Below are 21413 nucleotides of genomic sequence, written 5' to 3' on the forward strand. Positions count from 1 at the left end.
CAGGTATAGGCGAGAGGCTTTGGACATGAGCACACTCACCAAGGTCACCGGCGACTTCGACTTCCTCAACGGCCACTTCGACGTAGTCCATCGCGTCCTCACCTCGAGCGGCGAGTGGGACGAGTTCGCCGGCACGCACACCGGCCGCACCCACCACGGCGGTGCGGTGAGTGTCGACGAGGCGCGGTTCCCGGGCAAGGCGGCGTACGGGATGTCACTTCGCCTGTACGACCCGGCCGAGAAGATCTGGACGGTCTACTGGGTCAGCAGCAAGACGGGCAAGCTCCAGCCGCCGGTCCGCGGCGGTTGGTCGGACGGGGTCTGCACCCTGTACGGCGAGGACGACCTCGGCGACCGGATGATCCCCGTCCGGCTGCGCTGGTCCGACGTCACGGAGACGACCGCGCACTGGGAGCAGGCGTACTCCGAAGACGACGGCGAGACCTGGCAGACCAACTGGACGATGGACCTGACCCGCCGATCGACCGAGCCGCCGGCGCTCGACGCCCCCAAGGTCACCGGCGACTTCGACTTCCTCGTCGGCTCCTGGAAGGTGCAGCATCGCCAGCTCATCTCCCCGCTGACCGGCAGCGACGAGTGGCGCGAGTACGCGGGTACGGCCGAGGCGTACACGCTGTTCGACGGCGCCGTCTGCATCGACGAGACCTTCTTCCCGACCGAGGACTTCGACGGGATGACGGTTCGCCTGTACGACGTGGAGGCCGGCGCGTGGGCGATCCATTGGATCAACAGCAAGCGCGGCGTGCTGGAGCCGCCCGTGTACGGCGGCTTCGGGGCGGACGGCGTCGGCATCCTTGAGGGCCCGGACACGCATGACGGGCAGCCCGTGGATGTCCGGTTCCGGTGGACGAAGGGCGAGGTGCCGGTCTGGGAGCAGGCCTTCTCCGTCGACGGCGGCGCGACCTGGGAGAGCAACTGGTCGATGACCTTCAGCCGGATGTTTCCGAAGCTGACGAGCGACTTCGACTTCCTCGACGGGTACTTCGATGTCCGGCATCAGACCTTGAACAAAGTCTTCGTCGGAAGCGACGACTGGCAAAGTTACGAGGGCACGTGTACCGCGCGGACCCACTTCGACGGGGCGATCAGCATCGACGAGATGCAGTTCCCGGGCAAAGCGTCGTACGGGATGTCCGTGCGGTTGTTCGACCCTTTGACCAAGGCTTGGACCATCTACTGGATCAACAGCACGACGATGGAGCTGTATCCGCCGGTGAAGGGGCGCTGGGCCGAGGACGGCAAGTCCTGCTGGCTGACCGGCGAGGAGGAGCTCGACGGCAAGCCGATCCTGGTCAGCTACGCCTGGTCGGACATCACCGAGACGACCGCGCACTGGGAGCAGTCGTTCTCCGAGGACGGCGGGGTGACCTGGGAGGTGAACTGGAGGATGGACTTCACCCGGCGCTCGACCGAGCCGCCGCGGGTCGACATCCCCAAGCCCACCAGCGATTTCGACTTCCTGGTCGGCGAGTGGGACATGCACAACGAACGCCGCCGGCCGGCCTTGGGCGAGTCCGCGTCGTGGTACGAGGTCGACTCGAAGATGAAGGTCTACTCGTACTTCGACGGCGCGGTGAGCTTCGACGAAGGCTGGTTCCCGACCGAGGGTTTCCGCGGCGCGACGCTGCGCCTCTACAACCCGACTGCGGGGACCTGGTCCATCCACTGGATCAACAGCCTCCGTGGCACCCTGGAGACTCCCGTGATCGGTGCCTTCAGCAACGATGGCCTCGGAGTCTTCGAAGGCCCCGACGAATGGAACGGCCAACCGATCGACGTCCGCTTCGTCTGGACCCCAGGCGCCACCCACGCCGCCTGGGAACAACTCTTCTCCACCGACAACGGCGAAACCTGGGTAAGCAACTGGAAAATGCGCCACACCCGCACCGCCTGACCCGCCAGCGTCAGCGGCGTCAGCGGGGTCGGGCGGGGTCAGCGTGGTCAGCGGGGTCGGGCGGGGTCGGGCGGGATCAGGGGGCGGGCGGGGCCGGGCGGGGTCGGCGGGGTCAGGCGAGTTGGCCTGGTTGGTAGTTGCCTACGGGTTGCCGAACCAGGACGTTGAGGCGGTTGGCCGAGTTGATCAGGCTGATCAGGCACACCAGCGAGGCGAGTTGGTCCTCGTCGTAGTACTTGGCGGCGTTCGCCCACACCTCGTCGCTCACGCCGCCGGCCGCGTCAGCGATCCGGGTGCCCTGCTCGGCCAGTTCAAGCGCCGCGCGCTCGGCCTCGCTGAACACGCCTGCCTCCCGCCAGGCCGCGACCAGGTTGATCCGGTCCTGGGTTTCACCGCCATGAAACGCGTCCTTCGCGTGCATGTCGGTGCAGACGCTGCAGCCGTTGATCTGACTGGCGCGCAGCGTCACCAGGTGCTGGGTGGCGGCCGGCAACGGCGAGTCCGTGAGGATCCGGTGCATGGCGATGAAGTGCTTCATCAGCTTCCCCGAGACGGGGTTGGCGGCGAGGTCAACGCGAGCTTGTTTCATCGTGCACGCTCCAAAGTGGTTGTCTTGTCGGACACAAGGCACCGCCGGGGTGGTCTGCTGTGACGGTATGGGGACGTGACGTGGACCACTGGGTGGACGTGTCACAGCGCGGTACCGGGCGGTGTCCTGTGGCTGACCCCGACCGGCCAGAACAGACAGGAGTACGCCGATGGACTCCGCCACCGAGGCGTTCGTTGCCCACCGCAACCTGCTTTTCACCGTCGCGTACGAGATGCTCGGCTCGGCGACGGACGCGGAGGACGTGCTGCAGGAGACCTGGCTGCGCTGGGCAGCGGTCGACCACGAGACGGTGCGGGAGCCGCGCGCGTACCTGGTCCGGATCACCACCCGCCAGGCACTCAACAGACTGCGCGCGATGGGCCGCCGCAAGGAGTCGTACGTCGGTTCCTGGCTGCCCGAGCCGCTCCTGACCAGCCCCGACGTCGCCGAGGACGTCGAACTGTCCGACAGCGTCTCGATGGCGATGCTGCTGGTCCTGGAGACGCTGACGCCGACCGAGCGAGCGGTCTTCGTCCTGCGCGACGTGTTCGATCTCGAGTACGCCGAGATCGCGGAAGCCGTCGGCAAGACCCAGGTCGCGGTCCGCCAGATCGCCCACCGCGCCCGCAACCACGTCGCCGCCCGCCGGCCCCGCGGCGCGGTCTCCCAGGCTGAGTCACGCAGCGCCATCGAGGCGTTCCAGCGGGCGATCGCGACCGGCGATCTGCAGGACCTGGTCGACATTCTCGCCCCCGACGTCGTCCTGCTCGGCGACGGCGGTGGGATCAAGCAGGCCGTTCCGAAGCCGGTTCTGGGAGCCGACAAGGTCGCCCGTCTGCTCACCGCCGGCCTGGGCCGCGTCGGTCACCAGATCTCAACCGAACCGGTCTACGTCAACGGCAGCCCGGCAATGGTTCTGCGGCTCGACGGCGAGCTGGACGGAGTGATGGCGCTGTGCATCGAGGACGGCCTCATCGCCGGGCTGTACTACGTCCGCAACCCCGACAAGCTGTCGTGGATGCGGACCGAAACCATTGTCAGCCGCTAGTGCGCCAACGCCCGGGTCGCGAGCAACGTGGACAACGCGGCCTGGGCCGACTCGTACCCCTTGTCCTCGCGGCTGTCCGGCAAACCGGCCCGGTCCAGCGCCTGCGGGTCGTTGTCACACGTGAGCAACCCGAACCCGACCGGTACGCCGGTATCCACGGCGACCCGCATGAGGCCCTCGGTCGCCGCCTGGCAAACGTACTCGAAGTGCGGGGTGTCGCCACGGATGACGACGCCCAGCGCGACCACCGCGTCGTACCCGGCCTTGGCCGCGTGCAACGCCGCGACCGGCAGCTCGAACGACCCGGGCACCCGGATCACCTTGAAATCGGTCACTCCCGAGTCGGCGAGCGCTCGCTCCGCGCCCGCGACCAGGGAATCGGTCACCTTCGGGTGCCACTGCGCCGCGACGATCGCGACCCGGACCCCCTCAGCCTGCGGGATCTCGATGGTGGGTGCTCCACTGCCCGACATCAGCCGGCTCCGTTCTCGTCAGTACCAGTGGGCTGGTGTCCGTCGCTGCCGTCCGGCAGGTGATGGCCCATCCGGTCACGCTTGGTCGACAGGTACCGCAGGTTGTGCTCGGTCGGGTCGATCGTGATGCCGCGGCGCTCGACGACGTCGATGCCGTAGCCCTGTACGCCCGACAGCTTGGCCGGGTTGTTCGTCAGCAGCTTCACCGAGGTGATGCCCAGGTCGGCCAGGATCTGCGCGCCGGTCCCGTAGTCGCGGGCGTCGGCGGGCAAGCCGAGATCCAGGTTGGCGTCGACCGTGTCCCGGCCGGCGTCCTGCAACTCGTACGCCTGCAGCTTGTGCAGCAGCCCGATGCCACGCCCTTCGTGCCCACGCAGGTACACGACGACGCCACCCTCGGCCGCCACCTGGCGCATCGCCTCGTCGAGCTGCGGACCACAGTCACACCGCTGCGAGCCGAACACGTCACCCGTCAGGCACTCCGAGTGCAACCGCACCAGGACCGGCCCGTCGCCGATCTCGCCACGGACCAGCGCCAGTTGCTCGGTACCGTCGATCGTGTTCCGGTAGCCGTGGGCAACGAAATCGCCGTACCGCGTCGGCAGCGTCGTCGTCGCTACCCGCTGGATCTGGCTCTCGGTCCGCCGCCGGTAACGGATCAGGTCTTCTATCGAGACGAGAACCAAGCCATGTTCATCAGCGAAGGTCCGCAGGTCCCCGCCACGCTTCATGGTGCCGTCGTCGTTGACCAGCTCGGCGATCACCGCGGCCGGCCGCATCCCGGCGAGCCGGGCGAGATCCAGCGACGCCTCGGTGTGCCCGGGACGGACCAGTACGCCGCCCTCGCGCGCCCGCAGCGGGAAGATGTGGCCCGGCTGTACCAGGTCGTACGACTCGGAGGCCGAGTCGGCCAGCACGCGAATGGTGCGCGCCCGGTCCGCCGCCGAGATGCCGGTCGTGACGTTGTCGCGGGCATCCACCGAGATCGTGTACGCCGTGCGCAGCCGCTCGCGGTTGTGGGGCGTCATCAACGGGATGCCTAGCCGGTCGAGCTCGGCGGCCTCCATCGGGACGCAGACCACGCCGGAGCTGTACCGGATCAGGAACGCCAGCAGCTCCGGCGTCGCCTTGGAGGCCGCGAAGATCAGGTCGCCCTCGTTCTCGCGGTCCTCGTCGTCGACCACGATCACCGGCCGTCCGGCCCGGATCTCGTCGATCGCATGCTCGATCGTGTCGAGCTTCAGTACCTCGCCCATCGGTCAGCCCACCGTCACTGGCTCAGGAGTGGCCGCAGCGGCCGTCTCACGATTCTGGATCCGCCACCAAGAGACGAATCCGAGGACACAGAAGAGCCCGTAGACGACGTACATCGTCGCGGACGGGTAGAACTTCGCCTGCACCAGCAGCGGTACGCCGACCACGTCGACGAGGATCCAGATCAGCCAGAACTCGACGTACCCGCGCGCCATCCCGTACGTCGCCAGGATCGACCCGGTGAGGATCCACGCGTCCCACTGCGGTCCCCACGAGCCCAGCGCCTTCAGTACCGGGTAGGCGATCGCGTAGAGCACGACTGCCACGCCGAGCAACTCGATCCGCTGACGGGTTGTCGCCCACTTCGGTTGCACACCCTTCGCGGCGCCTGCGTGGCGGGTCTGGTACCACCGGTACCAGCCGTAGAGGCTCACCAGCGCGAAGAACACCTGGCGGCCGGCCTGGCCCCAGAGGTCCTTGTCCTGCGGGGTGTCGAACAGCCCGCCGACGAAAACCGTGAACAGCAAGACGTTGCCGATGATGCCCACCGGCCACGCCGAGACGAGCCGGCGCATCCCGAACAGGGCGCTGGCCAGGCCGAACACGTTGCCGACGATCTCGCGGACCAGCACCGGCGAGCCGCCGATCGTGACCTGCGAGTGCAGTAACCAGTCGAAGAAGTTCATTCGTTGCCTCCAGCAAGCTCTGCCGCCGACCGGGGTTGCGAGACGCGGCCGGCGGTGAGCAGGCGCTCGACATACTTGGCGATCACGTCGACCTCGAGGTTGACGGTGTCGCCGATCTTGTTGGTGCCGAGCACGGTCAGCTCGAGCGTGGTCGGGATCAGGCTGATCCCGAAGGTGCCGGTGCTGTCGTCCACGTCGGTGACGGTCAGCGAGACGCCGTCGACGGCGATCGAGCCCTTCTCCGCGACGTACCGGAGAATCTCCGCGGGCGCCGCGATCCGGACGACCTCCCAGTGCTCCGCCGGCTCGCGGCTGGCGATCGTACCGGTGCCGTCGACATGTCCCTGGACGATGTGTCCGCCGAGCCGGGCGTGGGCGGTGACCGCGCGCTCCAGGTTGACCCGGGAGCCCTTCTCGGCACCGCCCAGGCTGGTGCGCTGCAGGGTCTCGCGCATCACGTCCGCGGTGAACGTGCCGTCGCCGTGCTCGACCACCGTGAGGCAACAGCCGTTCACCGAGATCGAGTCGCCGTGGCCGGCGTCCTCGGTCACCTTCGGCCCACGGATGGTCAGCCGGGCGGCGTCGCCGTCCAACAGGTCGAGCGCCTCGACCGTACCGAGCTCTTCGATGATGCCGGTGAACATGGTTATTTCCCTCCCAGGGGAGTCAAGGTGAGCCGGACGTCGTCACCCAGGCGAGTCACGTCCGCAAGGTTGAAGCGTTTTAGCTGGTCGATCGATTCCGCGCCCAGGTCGCCGATGGCGGAGAAGCCGGAGCCGAGCAGCGCCGGTGCGACGTACGCGACGATCTGGTCGACCCAGCCGGCGCGTAGGAAGGCAGCCGCGAGGGTCGGGCCGCCTTCGAGCCAGAGGTGCCGGATCTGGTGGTCGTCCAGCTGGCGGAGTACCTCGGCGGGGTCGTGGGTGGGCAGGATCAGGGTCTCGGCGCGGTCGTTGCGGACCTTCGCGGTCAGCGGGATCTCGCGGTCGCCGACGACGACTCGCAGCGGTTGCCGGGCGGCGGGCTTGTCCTGCTCGTCGCGGACGGTCAGTTCGGGGTCGTCGGTCAGTACGGTCTGGGTGCCGACCGCGATCGCGTCGCATTCCGCGCGCTTCTTGTGCACGTCGGCGCGGGCTAGCGGGCCGGTGATCCACTTGCTGGAGCGGTCCTTGGCGGCTGAGCGCCCGTCGAGGGTGGTGGCGAACTTCCAGGTGACGAACGGGCGGCCCTGGCGGACGCTGTGCAGCCAGACGTGGTTGACCGCTTCGGCCTCGTCCTGGAGCACGCCCTGCTCGACCTGGATGTTCTTGGCCCGGAGCTTCTCCGCGCCGCCGGCTGCCTGCTTGTTCGGGTCCGGTACGGCGTACACGACGCGCGCTATGCCGGCCGCGATCAGTGCATCGGAGCACGGCCCGGTGCGGCCGGTGTGGTTGCAGGGCTCGAGCGTCACGTACGCCGTACCGCCGCGAGCGCGATCACCGGCCATCCGGAGCGCCTCGACCTCGGCATGCGGACCGCCCGGGTAGGCGTGGAAGCCCTCGCCGACCGGGTGACCGTCACGGCCGGTGATGACACAACCGACGACCGGGTTCGGATGGGTGCTGCCGACGCCACGCGCGGCGAGCTCGACGGCACGACGCATCCAGGCGATGTCGATCGGCGAAGCGTTCTTCACTGACGGGTCCCTCGTTGTCACGGACGCACACCGGGGCCATGACAACCGGCGCACGCGCGGACCCGTCGCTCGGGAGCGGCTGAAATTTCAGCCGCGACCGGACGTCGGAGCGCACCCGCCGACCGCGTGCGCCTCCCATCCGGACTTTCACCGTCGGTCCTGGAATTCCACCAGGTCAACCGGCCGAGATACAGCTTCGACCGGGTCGCGGACTATAACCGCCGGCTCGGAATTACACCGACCCCGGAGCACGCGAGTGGGTTCACTCGTACTACGAGTGTGCCACGGCCCCGAAACTCCACCAGGATCTGGGTCACATCCTGATACCCGTAGATGCCCCACCCCGACTCCGCCCAACCGGCGCCTGCTTCGGTGGTGGCATCAGAGTTCGGAGTCGCGTATTGCTTTGGCCGTCGCGGCGGTGAACCCGGCCAGCAGGCACACCAAGGCGCATCCGGCGAAGAAGACGCCTGTTCCCCAGGCAGCCGCGATGAGGCCGCTGACCGGGTAGAGCAGGGGGCTTAGGCCGAGGGTGCACAGCGAAGTTACCGAGCCGACCCTGCCGAGATAGCGAGGTTCGGTCGTGCGTTGGAGTAAGGCGTTGCCGATAGCCATCGCCGCGCCGCTGATCGTTCCGAGCGCGGCGGAACCGACGATCAGAGCGCTGGCCGCAGTGACCTGGCCTAGGGCGCCGATCAGAACGGCGGTAGCTGTCAGCGCGCCCACGAGCGCGACCCCCGCTCGCGGGACGTGAGCCAGGGCGGTTAGCAGAATTCCGGTGACTGCACCTCCGATGCTGAACACGCTCAGGGCCCAGCCGAGGATGGCCGGACCCCAGTGTCGTTCGGCGGTCAGTAGGACCAGACCGATTCCTACCGGACCGCTGAAGCACAACTCGCTCAGCCCGACCACCACGACGAGGCGCGCCAGTTGGCGGTTTCTCCGTAGGTACCGCAGCCCGTCTCGAAGATCGTCCAACGGTGAGCCGGTCGAACGCTCGGCGGTCTGTCCGCGGTTCAGGCGGACGGCAAGGAGGAGACCGAAGGACAGACTGAACAGCAGCCCGGCCAGACCGAAGCCGGCGGCGACTCCGGCGGCAGTCAACACGATCGCGGCGATCATTGGACCGACCGCGTTGCTGACCCGGACCGCCAGCACGCGCAGTCCCTGCACCCGGCCGAGTTGTCCTGGATCGGTGAGCCGGCCGGCCAGAGCGCCTACGGCAGGCATGAACAGCGCGTCGATCACGCCGAAGACCAGCGCAACGGCGTACAGGATTGGCAGCCCGCCCGCAGTGAACTGGATCAACGCTGCAGTGCAGGCGATGATCACGCATCGGGCGAAGTCGCTGCCGATCACGACTCGGCGCGGACCGTAGCGGTCGGCGATCACGCCGCCGACCAGCATCAGTAGTGCCCGGGGAACGGCTCCGACGGCCAGCACCGCGCCGACCTGGGCCGGGCCGGCAATCCGGGTCACGGCCCAGGACAGGGTCAGGAAGAAGACGACGTCGCCACTGACTGATGCGGTGTAGGCCGACGCCCAGCGCAGAACATTGCTGTCGCGGTAGGCAGCCGTGGGGGTGGTGCCGCTAGGCGTCATCGTCCGGCTCGAGCAGGGGAAACCCGTGCAGCTGAAGGGCTACTGGCGTTCCAGCTTCGTCGTGGTGGCGGTACTTGTTGACGACCGCAGCCAGCTCTGCCTTCAGTTCGTTGAGCTCGGCCGGGGTCAATCGCAGCGTGTAGTTGCTGAACGTTGACGCCTCATACCACTCGTCGGGCAGCAGCGGTGCGGTGTACGCCAACCGGCGCAACTGTTCGCTGTACGCAAGCAGTACCGCGTGCAGGTAACCGCGACTGTCGTCTCGCTCCTCAGGACCACCGCGTGCAGGATCGTGTACCGATGACCGATGCCGGGCCTGCCACCAGCGGTCGCGCCTGGTACCACGCTGGGTGTCCTCTTCGATCAGACCCCCGTCGGCCAACTGCCGCAGGTGGTAGCTCGCTGCACCAGAGTCGATCTGGTAATGCTCCGCGAGCTGTCGCGCCGTCGCAGGACCACGCTGCCGTAGGTGCTCCAGCAAAGTCAGCCGCATCGGGTGAGCGAGCACCCGCAAGGCAGCCACATCCAGAACGATGTCGCCCGCCGGCGTCTGATCACTCATGAGGCACAGCCTAACCCAGAAGAGTTCTTCGCGAAGAACTCTTCTGGGTTTGGCCGGTCAGTCGCGGAGGAAGTCCAGGGCTTGCTGAACGAAGAGGGCGTGGTGCTGGAAGATCGCGCCGTGGCCGGCGTCCGGGTAGATGCTCAACGTGGCGTTGGGCAGCAGTTGCGCGAGGTTGAACGAGCTGATCGTCGGCACCAGGACGTCGTTGTCGCCGTTGACGACCAGGACGGGCTGGTCCACGTCGGCCAGGCCGGCCGGCGAGGTGCCCTGCTCCCATTTCGTGGCCGCGGTCAGCTGGGCACCGATCGTCTCGTCCGTCACGGGCGTGTCGAGGTTCTCGGTACGCTCGTCCAGGCGAGCGAGAAACGCGTCCGCGGCGGCCTGGCTGCGGGACGTCGGCGAGAAGAACAGGTAGTGCTTGGGGTGCTTGCCTTCAGTTGCCGACTTCCCGAAAGCGCTTTGCAGCCCGGCGCCCCAGCCGGCGGGCCCTTCGTCACCGGCGGGCGAGGTGCCGGCCAGGACGATCCGCCGGACCAGATCGGGTCGCTGCTGGACAACCGCCTGAGCCACCATGCCACCCAGGGAGAAGCCCAGCAGATCGACGGAGGCCAGCCCGAGGGACTCCAGGAAGGCCATCGTGTCGGCGGCCATCGCCTCGATGCTGTCGGGGGTGGTGCCGCCGGAACCGCCGACGCCCCTCAGATCCACCGCGATGACGCGTCGCTCAGCCGCGAAGCCGTCGACCACGGCGGGGTCCCAGTCGTCCAGCACCGCGGTGATGTGGTTCAGCAACACCAGCGGCACGCCGCCGGCCGGACCCACCTCGCGGTACGCGAACGGCGTTCCGCCGACGTCCACCGTCTCGCCCGGTGTTTGCCCGAAACTCGCTGCCATGTCTGGCCTTTCTTGCGCGATGACTCCGCGCTCTTCGAGAGGAATTCGCCTTCTGGCGCTCTTCGACAGCCTCATCGAAATCACCGGGGAGCCGCTTCTGTCGGAAGACCATCCGATTCGTGGTCTCACTGACAGTCGTTCGACTTATACGGACGGATTCCGTCACGCCGACACTGATGGGACAGCCGGAAGAGCAGCGAGGAGCCCCATGTCTCAGATCGTCCTTGTTACCGGGGCTTCCAGCGACCTCGGAGCTGCCACCGTCAACGCGCTGGCAGAGTCAGGCCACACCGTGTACGCCGGGCTCAACCCGGCCGACCGAGCCGAGCCGAGCGACCACGGCCCACGCCCCATTCCGCTGGACGTGGCCGACCAGCGCTCAGTCTCGACCGCGGTCGCCAACATCTTGACGCAGAGCGGAAGAATCGACGCGGTCGTCCACACCGTCGGCCCCGTACCCCGCGGACCACTCGAATCCTTCACCCCCTACCAACTGGCCCAGATCTACGACGCCCACGTGCTCTCCACCCAGCGCATCAACCGCTCCGTACTACCCCAGATGCGCGAACGACACGAAGGACTCCTGATCTGGGTAGTACCGACCAACCACCAAGCCGAAAGCGCGCCCTACCTCGCCCTGCACACCGAAGCAATCACGATGATCGACCACCTCGCCGCCACCTACGCCCAAGAACTGACCGAGTTCGGCATCGAAACCACGATCATCGTCCCCGGCTTCCTGCTCCCCCAGACCGGCCCGCACGTTCACACCATCCACCCCGACGACGCCCAGACAGTTCAAGCCTACGAAGACCGATACCCCGGCCTGATCCACAGCGTCGACGCCAAGCTGGCCGAACACGAACTCACAGCCGCCGAGGTCGCCCTCGCAGCCCAAGCCATCGCGGCCGCCGTCAACAGCCCCAAAGGCACCCGCCCACTGAGACTCGCTCCCGGCCCGGTCACTTCTCCAGCGCCGCGAGCGCATCGCGAAGTGCGGCCCTGGAGTTGACCCCGAGCTTGGGAAAGATCTGGTACAGGTGCGCGCCGATGGTCCGGTGCGAGAGGTACAAGCGCTCGGCGATCTGTTTGTTGCTCAAGCCGGACGCCGCGAGATCCGCGATCTGCCGTTCCTGGGGCGTGAGCACTTCTCCGCTCGCGGTGGTTTTGGGTGTCCCCCATCCGGTGGCCCGCAGTTCCTTGGCGGCCCGGTCTGCCCAGGGCTCGGCGCCGAGCAGCCTGAAGGCCTCGTACGCCAGACGCAGCGGCTCCCGGGAGTCGGCGTTGGCCCGGGCGCGTCGCAGCCGTTCCCCGTACGCGAGTTGCACCCGGGCCAGATCGAACGGCCACCTTTCGATGCCTGGTCTGTCCAGCGCCTCCTCGAACCGGCGCACCGCCTCGTCGTCGTCGGTGGCGCACAACGCCGCCGAACCGGCGGCAAGCAGGCCGAGCCGCGGAGACAGCGCGCCGATGCCGGCCTCCTGCATGGCCCGTACGTGAGCGGCGGCCTCGCTGTGCCGGTCGGTCCGTACCGCGGCTTCGGCGACGTCCAACGCCACCCACAACGCATGCGGCACGTGGGAGGCGAACGTACCGGCGGGGCCCAGAGCCGTCGCGTTCCGATATGCGCTTTCGAAGTCACCGCGGCCGGATTCGGCGACGGTGCGGACGTGCCGGGCGTAGTGCAGTGCCGCCCCCACTCCCCTGGGTGTCGCCCAGCGAACGATCCGGTCGGTCAAGCAGTCGACCGTTTCGTCGTCGCCGCGGGCCGCGGCGACGACAGCTTTGCAGTACCAGAAGTACCAAGTGAAGAAGGGGTATCCGGATTCCTGGCACACCTGGATTCCCTCGTCGGCCAGTTCCAGGCATTCGTCCCACCTGCCAGTGAGGTAGTCATCCAGGCACAGGTGCATCAGCCCGCCGATGTGCCGGCGCGGCGGACCGCCGTCTCGCCCTTGGAGAACAACTCGCCACGACGGCTCCCGGACGGCTGCCAGTCGATCGACGTAGAGCGCGCCGGTGCCGGCCCGAACGATCCAGCCGGGATCGGTCTCCGTCTGCAGGTCACTGAGAACCGATTCCAGCTGGTTCAGGGCTCCGGCACCGGAACGGACCGGGTCGGAGAAGGTCTTGGCAGCCACTGAGAGCAGGGCGGGCGGCTCCGGTCGCAGCCGTCGGAGCGCTGCGTACAAAGGCTCCCACAGCTCCGCGCGACCACTGAAGAAGCAGAGCAGCAGTAGCAGGTGGAGCGCGTCGATGAGGGCGCCGTCCTGGGCGTCGTAGTCGTGGGTGCCGGCCTCGATGGCGCCGACCAGCAGCCGGTGGGCGGTGTCGATGTCTCCGTCGCCGTTGATGATCAAGAAGACGGCGGCGGCCGCGAAGTGGAGGGAGCCCATCAGGCCCGGATCGGCCAAACGGGCGCCTTCGAGCAGTTCTGAGGAGTTGCGGAGCTGCCCGGTCGCATCGGCGCCGATGTAGGCGGCCTCGGCGAGCCGGCGGGCGCGATCGGTGTCGTGGGGGCTCAGGTCGGCAGCCCTCACCAGTGCCGCCACCGCACCGACGGCGTCTCCGCGGGCCGCGATCCGCCGCGCCGCTTGTTCGAGCAGTCCGGCCACCTGCTCGTCCGGCTCGACGGAAGCTTCGCCGAGATGCCACGCCCGCCGCTCGGGGTGGCTCACCAGCACCTGGGCCAACGCTCGATGTGCCGCCCGGCGCTCAGTACTGGTGCAGGCACTCACGACCGCCGAGCGGATCAAGGGGTGCCGGAAGACGAGCCGGCGGGTGCCCTCGTCGAAAGACACCAGCCGATCCTGCTCGGCCGAGGCGAGGTCTTCGAGGTCGGATTCATAGCCGGCCTGCCGCGCTGACGCCTGCAGGATCGCGAGATCGCCGGTTCCCTCCAGCGTCGCGAGCAACAGCAGCCGCCGTGCGGCGAGGGACAGGGTGGACACCCGGGACACGAACAGCGCCTGGAGGCGTTGGCTGAGTGGAAGTACCGCGGGAAGGGTTTCCAGGGCCGAACGCTGCTCCCCGCTCAGCGCGGTGGGCAATTCGAGCAGCGCCAGCGGGTTCCCCTCGGCCACCGACAGCAGGCGCTGACGCACTCGAGCGGCCAGTGCCGGAAATCGGCTGTGGAGCAGCAACTGTGCGGACTCTCCATCCAGAGGCGGCACCTCGTACTCGGGCAGGCCACCGCCGTTGAAGAAGGTCTCACTTCCCGAGCGCATGGCGCCGAGAAAGGTGACCCGGGTGCCATTGAGCCGGCGTGCGACGAAGCCCAGTACGGCGGCGCTGGCCCGATCGAGCCACGGCAGGTCGTCGACGATCAGCAGCAACGGGCTGGCCTTGGCCGCGGAGCGCAGGAGCATGAGCGTCGCGTTCGACACGACGAGCCGTTCCGGCGGCGCTCCGCTGCCGAAGCCCAAAGCGACCTGCAGCGCATCGGCATGCGGCTTCTCGAGGTCCCCGAACGCTTCGTAGAGAGGGAAAAGGATCTGGTTCAGTCCCGAATAGCTGACGTCGGCCTCGAACTCGACGCCGGAGGCACGCAGGACCCGCGAGCCGTTCGCGACCGCCACCTCCGCCACCGCATCGAGCAGCACGGTCTTGCCCACCCCCGCCGCTCCTGACAACAGCAGCGCTCCACCACGGTCTGTGGCATCGAGGAAGGCACGGATGCGTTCGAGCGCCACACCACGTCCGACGAGGAGATCGACACCAGTGTGCTCAAAAAGTTCGCCCACTGGATCACACTCCCCCCGGGCTGTCATTGATCGTGGACGATGCTCCACAGCATCGCGTGGAATTTCGCGTGGTCGCGGGCGGGGATCGAGGACAGCCGGCGCATGATCGCTGTCTCTCGAGCGATGGCGACCTGGTCCTTCACCTCGATGCCCTTCGCGGTTGCCTGGGGGATGCGCACGCGCCGGTCATGGGCGGAAAGGTTGCGGACGACGAGCCCGTCGCGTTCCATCCGGTCGAGGATCGACACCAAGGTGGTCTTGTCGACCCCGAGTTCGGCCGCGATCTCCAGCTGCGTCCGCTCCGGACCCGTGCTGATCAGTTCGAGCACAAGCCAGTCGCGCAGATCGGTCAGCCCCGCATCCCGCGAGACCGCGTTGAACGCTTCGCCGAGCGCTGCTGCCGCCCGGTGGGCCAGCCAGGTCAGGTCCCCGCTCGCCGAGCCGGCGTCGGGTAGCGGCGACGCGCCGCGGTGGTCGCTCTTCGAAGACACCGGCCAACCGTACCATCCGCAACTGGATCATCCGAGGATGGATCGTATAAGGTGAAATGATCCGATGTCATCTGGTCCTGGCTCCTCGGTCCTGAGCGTTGAGGCCGCTCGTGCGGAACTGTTCACGCATCCTGTGTCGCAGCCTAGAAGGAGGATGGACCGAAAACATGGCCGAAGATCCGGAAGACTTTGCCGATTCTCCACAGCCGCCGGCGTACGGTGCGCACGATGCGCTCTCGGACGTGCTGCAGGCGATTCACCTGCAGGGTGGCGAGGTGCTGCGCCAATCGAGCAGCTGTGAGCGGCACCCGGTCGGGGCCAGGTTGCTGCATCTCGTCGAGGAAGGCGGGATCAGTGTCGAGGTCGCGGGCGAAAAAACCGTAGAACTGGGTGCTGGGGACCTGGTGCTGCTCGCACGAGGTGATGCCCACATCGTCCGGGCGACACCGACAGCCAGCTGGGTGACCGGGGAGTTCCTCGTCGAGTCGGTTGTCGCCGCGCCGCTGCTGGGCGTTCTGCCGCCGGCGATCGTGATCCGCGGCGACGCGGAATCCAAGGCCTGGCTCCGGCCGATCAGCGAGCTGCTCGTGTCCGAGGTGATCCGCTCGGCACCCGGCGCCCGCGTGATGGTGTCCCGAGCCCTCGACCTGCTCTTCATCTGGACGCTGCGGTCGTGGGCCGCGTCCGGCGAGGTGCGCCACGCCGGCTGGTTGACGGCAGCGATGGACCCGGTGCTCGCGCCGGTCCTCACCGCGGTCCACCGAGACCCTGGTCGTGACTGGTCCGTCGACGAGCTGGCGCGGCTCGCGTCGCTGTCACGTTCGGCGTTCGCGACGCGGTTCGCCGAGTCGGTCGGGGAAACGCCCGGTTCGTACGTTCAGCGCTGCCGGCTTGGCCACGCGGCGCACCTGCTCCGCGGCACGGCCGACCCGGTCGGCCGGATCGCGGCCCGCGTGGGCTACATCTCCGAGGCCGCCTTCAGCCGGGCCTTCTCCCGCGCCTATGGCAGCTCGCCCAGCGCGTGGCGCGGCGGACCTGATGCTGATTCCTTCGATCGGACACCGGAACGACCGGGCGGTTCGCGACCTGGTCGGTGATCGCCGGAACGGGCCGGATGACACCGCCGGGGTCGACCGGCGATGTCGTCCGGTGGAGGTCACCGGGTGGCTCTGGCGGCCCGTTCGATGAGGCTGACGACGATGCCCGGGTTGGTCACCTGTGCCGCGTGCGGCGTGTTGGCCTCGACGACGTGGGAGTGCGCGCGGGCGGCCATGAAGCGCTCGGCGGCCGGCGGGATCAGGTGGTCGGCGGTGGAGACGAGGTACCACGAGGGGATCTTCTCCCAGGCCGGCTCCCCGGAGGTGGTCTCGCCCAGTGCCGTCAAGGCGATCGGGCTCTGCGTGGCGGCGAGTTCCGCGGCAGCGGCCACGGTGACGCGGTCACTCAGGAACAGGTCCCGGTACTGAGCCGCCTTGGCGTACAGGACGATCTCGGGCTTGTTGTCGGGTGTGAGGAAGGGGACGGGGACGGGGCTGAGAGCCGTGGGAAGCTGCGCGTTGGGATCGTTGCTGATGTGGCTGCCCGGGAATCGCGCAGTCAGGCTCCCGGCGCTCTCACCGGTGTCCGGCGCGAAGGCCGAGATGTAGACCAGCGCCTTGACGTTCGGGTTGCCCGTGGCGGCACTGGTGATGACGGATCCGCCGTAGGACTGCCCGACCAGGACGATCGGGCCCTGGACGGTCTTGAGGTAGGAAGCCAGGTAGGCGGAATCGCCCGAGAGACTGCGCAGAGCCGTCGGCGGGGCGACGACCGGGTAGCCGGCAGCCTGGAGAGGCTTGATCACCCTGCCCCAGCTGGCCGCGTCCGACCAGGCCCCGTTGACGAGGACGATCGTCGGCTTCGGGCCCCGGACCGGGTACGAGACCGCGGCGGCCGCCGCGGTCTGGGGGGACGGTGCGGCCGATGCCAGCGTGGTCACGCCGGCGATGACGGCGATCCCGGTCGCGCCGAGAACGGCGGCCTGGAAGATACGACGTTTGCGCATGGTTTCTCCTTGTTTTGAACGGTTGTCGTTGTGCGGTACGAGCGCAGGGGTCGGTCTCACACCCGGGCGGAGAGGTGCTCCTCGGCCCAGTAGCAGGCCTGACGGGCCCTCCTCGAAATCGCCTCGGTACGTGTCGAGCACGCATCCCGCGGCAGGCTCCAGGATTCGGTGCGGCTCGGCCCGTCCGCTTCCGTCGGATGGCCACGGGATCGGCGCCGTCGTGTCGCTTCGGACAGTCGTTCGACAGGTTTCGGTCTTTGCCCAGCTCGGCCGCGGTCGACCGGAGCCGCGGTCGTCCGCACAGTCAGTTGACCTACCCCGGGCATGGCAACCGCTCGGAGCCCGCCTTGCTGTTACCTGTTAAACCGGTAACATCGACGGCATGACGATCAAGGTGGCTGTGCTGGGTGCGGGTGGCGTTGGTGGCTACTTCGGGGGGCGGTTGGCGCAGGCCGGCCATGAGGTGCGGTTCATTGCGCGCGGCGAGCACCTTGCGGCGCTGCGGGAGAACGGCCTCGCGGTCGAGAGCGTTGCGGGTGATTTCGCGCTGGAGACGGTGATGGCGACTGATGATCCGGCGGAGATCGGGCAGGTCGACTATGTGTTGCTGGGGGTGAAGACCTGGCAGCTTGAAGGGGCGATTGCGTCGTTGGGGCCGCTGGTGGGGCCGAATACGGCGGTGGTGACGACGCAGAACGGGGTGGAGGCGCCGCAGCAGGTTGCTGATGTCGTCGGGCGGGAGGCGGTGCTGCCGGGCGCGGTTGAGGTGGTCGCGTTTCTGGATGGGCCGGGGCGGGTGCGGCATATCGGTGGGCTGGGCAAGCTGACGTTCGGCGAGTGGGACAACAAGCAGAGCCAGCGGGTCGAGCGGTTGCGGGATGCGCTGCAGGAGTCGGGCCTCACCGCGGTAGTACCGGACGATGTCTGGGTCGCGCTCTGGAGCAAGTTTCTGGCGCTCGGGTCGTTCGGCGCGGTCGCGACGCTCGCCGATGCGCCGTACGGGGTACTGCGCAGCCGCCCGGGCATCCGGCACGTGATCGTCGACAGCATGAACGAGATCAAGCAGGTCGCGAAGGCGACCGGTGTGGAACTGCCGGGCGATGCCGTCGACAACACGCTCGCGTTCCTCGACAGTCTGCCGGAGGCGGGAACGACCTCATTGCAGCGCGACATCAACTCTGGCAAGCCGTCGGAGCTGGAGGCGTGGACCGGTGCGGTCGTGCGGCTCGGGCGGTCGACGGGGACGCCGACCCCTATCAACAGCCTCCTGTACGAGCTCGCGAGCGTGCGCGCCCAGGCGAGCTGATGGCCGACGCCTTCCCGTTCATCGGCGGACGGATCGCACTCAACTTCGTCGGTACGCTCGGCAAGCGGAGTACGGAGAAGCTGGAACGCCTCCGTACCCCGGACGACCTCGCGCGCTGGGTGGAGCTGGCCGGTCTGGGCTCGATCTCCACCGACGAGGCAGATCTGGAAGCAGCCCGCGTACTACGGGAAGCCCTGTACGTGTTGACGATGGCAACCCTCGACCGCGGCCCCTTGCGCCGAGCGGACGTCGAACTCGTCAACGAACGGGCAGCCCACGAGACCCCCGCCCCGGCGCTCGCGATCACTCGGGCTACAGCCCTCGATCCGAAAGCGTTGGGTCGACGGGATCCACAGCCGTCGGCTTCGGAAGTACTGGCTGTTGTTGCTCGGGATGGGATCGAGTTGTTGTCCGGTCCTGATGCGGGGTCGATTCGTGAGTGTGAGGACCCCGACTGCACCCTGCTGTTCGTCGACACCAGCCGCAGCCAGCGGCGCCGCTGGTGCTCGATGAACAACTGCGGCGCCCGCGCCAAGATGCGCACCCTCCGTGCCGCCCACTGAGAGTGTGATCTTCCGCACGGCCACCACCAGTAGTTGCCTGGCGCAAGGATTCCCGGGCAGCACATATACCACGCCGAAGCTAGACATTCCGGTCCTGTCTCATCCCGTGTCAGCGTGGAATTCGCCGGTCGCCGGCGGCGTTAGCGTCGTGCAGTGGGCCAACCCCACAAGTTCCCGACCGTTCTAAGGAGACACCCCGTGCGCGCCACCAGCGCCTTCCGCCGCCTCGCCGCCGTCGGTACAGCCATCACCCTGGCCATCGCACTCGCGGCCTGTGGCAGCGACGACAAGTCCGATGCCTCCGGCCCCGATCTGGGCCTGCTCCAGAAGGGCACGCTGCGGATCGGCACGCTCACCGACGCGCCGCCGAACGTCTACGTCAAGGACGGCAAGTTCACCGGCTTCGACAACGACCTGATCACCGCGGTCGCGGCGAAGCTGAACCTCAAGCCCGAGTTCGTCGGGACCGACTTCTCGGCGCTGCTCTCGCAGGTCAACGGCGGCCAGTTCGACCTCGGCAGCTCGTCCATCACGATCACCGAGGCGCGCAAGAAGACGGTTGCCTTCAGCAATGGCTACGACTTCGGCTACCTCGGCCTGAACACCACCAAGAACTCCGGCATCACGAAGTTCGACCAGCTCGAGGGCAAGCGGGTGGTCGTCGTCCAGGGCACCGTGCAGGACGACTACGCGACCCAGAAGAACCTCAACCCGGTCCGCGTCCCGAACTACAACGCGGCCGTCGGCCAGCTGAAGGCCGGTACCGCGGACGCCTGGATCTCCCCCGCCGAGATCGGCGAGAAGATGGCCAAGGAGCAGGGCGGCGGCGTGGTCATCCTGGCCGCCAAGGAGCTCAGCTCCGCGCCGACCGCGTTCGCCGTGGCCAAGAGCAACGACAAGCTGCGCGAGGCGGTCAACAAGGCGCTCGACGAGGTCATCGCCGACGGCACCTGGACGAAGCTGGTCGAGCAGTACTACCCCGGCCGCGCAGTACCGGCGACCTTCAAGCCTGGCAGCGGGACCGTCAAGTTCACCGCCCCAGCAGCTAGCTGATGGACATCTGGTCCACCCTGAACGACACCTTCCTCGACTGGGGGTCGATGAAGGCAGTCCTGCCCGAGATGCTGAAGGTCGGGCTGGTCAACACGCTCATCTTCGCGGCCGCCTCGGTCGTGCTGGGCACTGTGCTCGGCATGGTCGTGGCGGTCATGGGGCTGTCCCGCAGGTGGTGGCTGCGGTGGCCGGCGAAGATCTACACAGACATCTTCCGCGGCCTGCCGGCGATTCTCACCATCCTGCTGATCGGCCAGGGCCTGTCCCCGATCACCCGGCACTGGTGGGGCCCGAACCCGTACCCGCTGGGCATTCTCGCGCTGTCGCTGATCGCGGCCGCGTACATCGGCGAGATCTTCCGCTCCGGCATCCAGAGCGTCGAGAAAGGGCAACTCGAAGCAGCGCGGGCGCTCGGCTTCACGCACAGCTCCGGCATGTGGCTGGTCGTCATCCCGCAAGGCGTCCGGCGAGTGTTGCCAGCGTTGGTCAACCAGTTCATTGCCTTGATCAAGGAATCAAGCCTGGTGTACTTCCTGGGCCTGCTCGCCAGCCAGCGAGAGCTGTTCCGGATCGGCCAGGACGCCGCGGCGACCAACGGCAACCTGTCGCCGTTGCTGCTGGCCGGCATCTTCTACCTGATCATCACCGTGCCGTTGACCCACCTGGTCAACTATTTCGACAAGCGGCTGCGCGAAGGCCGTCCCGCCGATCTCGAGGTCGAGGAGCTCGCCCATGCCGACATTCGCTGAGGCCGCGGCGAGCCTGGAGCTCACCGGCATCGAGCTCGCCTTCGGCAACAACAAGGTACTGCGCGGCGTCGACCTCGCCGTACCGGCCGGCCAGACCGCCTGCGTGATCGGCCCGTCCGGCTCCGGCAAGTCGACCCTGCTTCGGGCCACCAACCGGCTGCTCGAACCGGCTGCCGGCGACATCAAGCTCGGCGGCGAGTCGGTACTGCGGAGCAACCCCGACGAGCTGCGGCGGCGGATCGGGATGGTGTTCCAGCACTTCAACCTGTTCCCGCACAAGACGGTGCTGGAGAACATCACCCTGCCGCTGCGCAAGATCAAGAAGCTGACCGCCGACGGCGCGGTCGAGGCGGCCCGGGTGCAGCTCGAACTGGTCGGGCTGAAGGAGAAGGAGTCGGCACGACCGGGCAACCTTTCCGGTGGCCAGCAGCAGCGGGTCGCGATCGCCCGGGCGCTGGCGATGAAGCCTGAAGTGATGCTGTTCGACGAGGCGACGTCGGCGCTCGACCCGGAGTTGGTGAAGGGTGTCCTCGGGCTGATGGCCGACCTCGCCGGCGCGGGGATGACGATGATCGTGGTGACCCACGAGATGGGGTTCGCGCGCCAGGTGGCTGACCAGGTGGCGTTCATGGATCGCGGGGTCGTGGTCGAGTCCGGAGTACCGGAGAAGCTGTTCACGGCGGCTGAGTCGCCGCGGTTGCAGCAGTTCCTTTCGCAGGTGCTCTAGCCAAATCCACTCCGGCGGCCCATGGTGGAGACATAC

Annotated in this window: 21 protein-coding genes and 1 riboswitch; of the genes, 9 read left to right on the top strand and 12 right to left on the bottom strand. The window is 67.9% G+C overall.

The window, feature by feature from the left end; all coding sequences use genetic code 11:
* Window positions 1–25 precede the first annotated feature (25 nt).
* Window positions 26–1915, top strand: a complete 1890-nt coding sequence (locus ACIA12_RS29870; protein ID WP_396370505.1) for a hypothetical protein — start codon at window positions 26–28, stop codon at window positions 1913–1915.
* Between the two features lie 112 nt (window positions 1916–2027).
* Here ACIA12_RS29870 and ACIA12_RS29875 read toward each other — a convergent pair whose 3' ends face one another.
* Window positions 2028–2453: a carboxymuconolactone decarboxylase family protein gene (locus ACIA12_RS29875; protein ID WP_396371171.1), complete on the bottom strand. Its 426-nt coding sequence runs from the start codon at window positions 2451–2453 to the stop codon at window positions 2028–2030.
* 220 nt (window positions 2454–2673) lie between these two features.
* Between ACIA12_RS29875 and ACIA12_RS29880 the strand changes: the two genes are divergently transcribed.
* A complete protein-coding gene (locus tag ACIA12_RS29880; protein ID WP_396370506.1) occupies window positions 2674–3552 on the top strand; it encodes an RNA polymerase sigma-70 factor in 879 nt (292 codons plus the stop codon).
* Here ACIA12_RS29880 and ribH read toward each other — a convergent pair.
* The 8 genes from ribH to ACIA12_RS29920 form a co-directional block, all read right to left on the bottom strand.
* Window positions 3549–4025 (bottom strand): 6,7-dimethyl-8-ribityllumazine synthase, encoded by a 477-nt coding sequence (ribH, locus tag ACIA12_RS29885; protein ID WP_396370507.1) that lies wholly within the window; start codon window positions 4023–4025, stop codon window positions 3549–3551. The genes ACIA12_RS29880 and ribH overlap by 4 nt on opposite strands.
* Window positions 4025–5281: a bifunctional 3,4-dihydroxy-2-butanone-4-phosphate synthase/GTP cyclohydrolase II gene (locus ACIA12_RS29890; protein WP_396370508.1), complete on the bottom strand. Its 1257-nt coding sequence runs from the start codon at window positions 5279–5281 to the stop codon at window positions 4025–4027. The genes ribH and ACIA12_RS29890 overlap by 1 nt, the downstream gene beginning before the upstream one ends.
* Before the next feature lie 3 nt (window positions 5282–5284).
* Window positions 5285–5965, bottom strand: coding sequence for a nicotinamide riboside transporter PnuC (pnuC, locus tag ACIA12_RS29895; RefSeq protein WP_396370509.1), 681 nt, complete (start codon window positions 5963–5965; stop codon window positions 5285–5287).
* Complete coding sequence (locus ACIA12_RS29900) at window positions 5962–6609, bottom strand: riboflavin synthase (RefSeq protein ID WP_396370510.1); 648 nt, start codon at window positions 6607–6609, stop codon at window positions 5962–5964. Before ACIA12_RS29900 ends, pnuC begins: the two co-directional genes overlap by 4 nt.
* A 2-nt stretch (window positions 6610–6611) precedes the next feature.
* A complete protein-coding gene (gene ribD / locus ACIA12_RS29905) occupies window positions 6612–7640 on the bottom strand; it encodes a bifunctional diaminohydroxyphosphoribosylaminopyrimidine deaminase/5-amino-6-(5-phosphoribosylamino)uracil reductase RibD (RefSeq protein ID WP_396370511.1) in 1029 nt (342 codons plus the stop codon).
* Window positions 7641–7762: 122 nt separating this feature from the next.
* A riboswitch (FMN riboswitch) is annotated at window positions 7763–7896 on the bottom strand.
* 125 nt (window positions 7897–8021) lie between these two features.
* Window positions 8022–9242 carry an MFS transporter gene (locus ACIA12_RS29910; protein ID WP_396370512.1) on the bottom strand — a complete coding sequence of 407 codons (1221 nt, stop codon included), beginning with the start codon at window positions 9240–9242 and terminating at the stop codon, window positions 8022–8024.
* Entirely contained in the window at window positions 9232–9804 is a 573-nt protein-coding gene (locus tag ACIA12_RS29915; RefSeq protein WP_396370513.1) for a helix-turn-helix domain-containing protein, read from the bottom strand. The genes ACIA12_RS29910 and ACIA12_RS29915 overlap by 11 nt, the downstream gene beginning before the upstream one ends.
* A gap of 57 nt (window positions 9805–9861) precedes the next feature.
* Window positions 9862–10701, bottom strand: a complete 840-nt coding sequence (locus ACIA12_RS29920; protein WP_396370514.1) for an alpha/beta fold hydrolase — start codon at window positions 10699–10701, stop codon at window positions 9862–9864.
* A 208-nt stretch (window positions 10702–10909) separates the two neighbouring features.
* On the opposite strand from ACIA12_RS29920, the gene ACIA12_RS29925 reads away from it, so the two are divergent.
* Window positions 10910–11713: an SDR family NAD(P)-dependent oxidoreductase gene (locus ACIA12_RS29925; RefSeq protein WP_396370515.1), complete on the top strand. Its 804-nt coding sequence runs from the start codon at window positions 10910–10912 to the stop codon at window positions 11711–11713.
* Here the strand turns inward: ACIA12_RS29925 and ACIA12_RS29930 are convergent.
* Together ACIA12_RS29930 and ACIA12_RS29935 are read right to left on the bottom strand one after the other, a co-directional pair.
* Window positions 11664–14444 (bottom strand): AAA family ATPase, encoded by a 2781-nt coding sequence (locus tag ACIA12_RS29930; protein WP_396370516.1) that lies wholly within the window; start codon window positions 14442–14444, stop codon window positions 11664–11666. The two genes, ACIA12_RS29925 and ACIA12_RS29930, sit on opposite strands and share 50 nt — an antisense overlap.
* A 23-nt stretch (window positions 14445–14467) precedes the next feature.
* Complete coding sequence (locus ACIA12_RS29935; RefSeq protein ID WP_396370517.1) at window positions 14468–14935, bottom strand: MarR family winged helix-turn-helix transcriptional regulator; 468 nt, start codon at window positions 14933–14935, stop codon at window positions 14468–14470.
* Window positions 14936–15102: 167 nt separating this feature from the next.
* Here ACIA12_RS29935 and ACIA12_RS29940 point away from each other — a divergent pair, with 167 nt between their 5' ends.
* Window positions 15103–16032: a cupin domain-containing protein gene (locus ACIA12_RS29940; protein WP_396370518.1), complete on the top strand. Its 930-nt coding sequence runs from the start codon at window positions 15103–15105 to the stop codon at window positions 16030–16032.
* Between the two features lie 59 nt (window positions 16033–16091).
* Here ACIA12_RS29940 and ACIA12_RS29945 read toward each other — a convergent pair whose 3' ends face one another.
* Window positions 16092–16979: an alpha/beta hydrolase gene (locus ACIA12_RS29945; protein ID WP_396370519.1), complete on the bottom strand. Its 888-nt coding sequence runs from the start codon at window positions 16977–16979 to the stop codon at window positions 16092–16094.
* Between the two features lie 382 nt (window positions 16980–17361).
* On the opposite strand from ACIA12_RS29945, the gene ACIA12_RS29950 reads away from it, so the two are divergent.
* From ACIA12_RS29950 to ACIA12_RS29970, 5 genes are all read left to right on the top strand, one after another.
* The gene (locus tag ACIA12_RS29950) at window positions 17362–18285 is read left to right on the top strand and encodes a 2-dehydropantoate 2-reductase (RefSeq protein WP_396370520.1); all 924 of its coding nucleotides are present in this window, start codon (window positions 17362–17364) and stop codon (window positions 18283–18285) included.
* Window positions 18285–18848, top strand: coding sequence for a CGNR zinc finger domain-containing protein (locus ACIA12_RS29955; RefSeq protein WP_396370521.1), 564 nt, complete (start codon window positions 18285–18287; stop codon window positions 18846–18848). The genes ACIA12_RS29950 and ACIA12_RS29955 overlap by 1 nt, the downstream gene beginning before the upstream one ends.
* Before the next feature lie 198 nt (window positions 18849–19046).
* Window positions 19047–19901, top strand: coding sequence for an ABC transporter substrate-binding protein (locus tag ACIA12_RS29960; protein ID WP_396370522.1), 855 nt, complete (start codon window positions 19047–19049; stop codon window positions 19899–19901).
* Window positions 19901–20650 (top strand): amino acid ABC transporter permease, encoded by a 750-nt coding sequence (locus ACIA12_RS29965; RefSeq protein ID WP_396370523.1) that lies wholly within the window; start codon window positions 19901–19903, stop codon window positions 20648–20650. The genes ACIA12_RS29960 and ACIA12_RS29965 overlap by 1 nt, the downstream gene beginning before the upstream one ends.
* Complete coding sequence (locus ACIA12_RS29970; RefSeq protein WP_396370524.1) at window positions 20634–21377, top strand: amino acid ABC transporter ATP-binding protein; 744 nt, start codon at window positions 20634–20636, stop codon at window positions 21375–21377. Before ACIA12_RS29965 ends, ACIA12_RS29970 begins: the two co-directional genes overlap by 17 nt.
* Window positions 21378–21413: the final 36 nt, after the last annotated feature.

The organism is Kribbella sp. NPDC051620 (assembly GCF_044453825.1).
GTDB lineage: Bacteria > Actinomycetota > Actinomycetes > Propionibacteriales > Kribbellaceae > Kribbella.

What these genes read in the sequence shown, in the direction of transcription:
- ribH (WP_396370507.1), bottom strand. Translation starts at nt 4,025, where the DNA reads ATGTCGGGCAGTGGAGCACCCACCATCGAGATCCCGCAGGCTGAGGGG.
- pnuC (WP_396370509.1), bottom strand. Translation starts at nt 5,965, where the DNA reads ATGAACTTCTTCGACTGGTTACTGCACTCGCAGGTCACGATCGGCGGC.
- ACIA12_RS29875 (WP_396371171.1), bottom strand. Translation starts at nt 2,453, where the DNA reads ATGAAGCACTTCATCGCCATGCACCGGATCCTCACGGACTCGCCGTTG.
- ACIA12_RS29870 (WP_396370505.1), top strand. Translation starts at nt 26, where the DNA reads ATGAGCACACTCACCAAGGTCACCGGCGACTTCGACTTCCTCAACGGC.
- ACIA12_RS29915 (WP_396370513.1), bottom strand. Translation starts at nt 9,804, where the DNA reads ATGAGTGATCAGACGCCGGCGGGCGACATCGTTCTGGATGTGGCTGCC.
- ACIA12_RS29940 (WP_396370518.1), top strand. Translation starts at nt 15,103, where the DNA reads ATGGCCGAAGATCCGGAAGACTTTGCCGATTCTCCACAGCCGCCGGCG.
- ACIA12_RS29950 (WP_396370520.1), top strand. Translation starts at nt 17,362, where the DNA reads ATGACGATCAAGGTGGCTGTGCTGGGTGCGGGTGGCGTTGGTGGCTAC.
- ACIA12_RS29955 (WP_396370521.1), top strand. Translation starts at nt 18,285, where the DNA reads ATGGCCGACGCCTTCCCGTTCATCGGCGGACGGATCGCACTCAACTTC.
- ACIA12_RS29970 (WP_396370524.1), top strand. Translation starts at nt 20,634, where the DNA reads ATGCCGACATTCGCTGAGGCCGCGGCGAGCCTGGAGCTCACCGGCATC.
- ACIA12_RS29945 (WP_396370519.1), bottom strand. Translation starts at nt 16,979, where the DNA reads ATGCGCAAACGTCGTATCTTCCAGGCCGCCGTTCTCGGCGCGACCGGG.
- ACIA12_RS29910 (WP_396370512.1), bottom strand. Translation starts at nt 9,242, where the DNA reads ATGACGCCTAGCGGCACCACCCCCACGGCTGCCTACCGCGACAGCAAT.
- ACIA12_RS29925 (WP_396370515.1), top strand. Translation starts at nt 10,910, where the DNA reads ATGTCTCAGATCGTCCTTGTTACCGGGGCTTCCAGCGACCTCGGAGCT.
- ACIA12_RS29890 (WP_396370508.1), bottom strand. Translation starts at nt 5,281, where the DNA reads ATGGGCGAGGTACTGAAGCTCGACACGATCGAGCATGCGATCGACGAG.
- ACIA12_RS29880 (WP_396370506.1), top strand. Translation starts at nt 2,674, where the DNA reads ATGGACTCCGCCACCGAGGCGTTCGTTGCCCACCGCAACCTGCTTTTC.
- ACIA12_RS29920 (WP_396370514.1), bottom strand. Translation starts at nt 10,701, where the DNA reads ATGGCAGCGAGTTTCGGGCAAACACCGGGCGAGACGGTGGACGTCGGC.
- ACIA12_RS29965 (WP_396370523.1), top strand. Translation starts at nt 19,901, where the DNA reads ATGGACATCTGGTCCACCCTGAACGACACCTTCCTCGACTGGGGGTCG.
- ACIA12_RS29900 (WP_396370510.1), bottom strand. Translation starts at nt 6,609, where the DNA reads ATGTTCACCGGCATCATCGAAGAGCTCGGTACGGTCGAGGCGCTCGAC.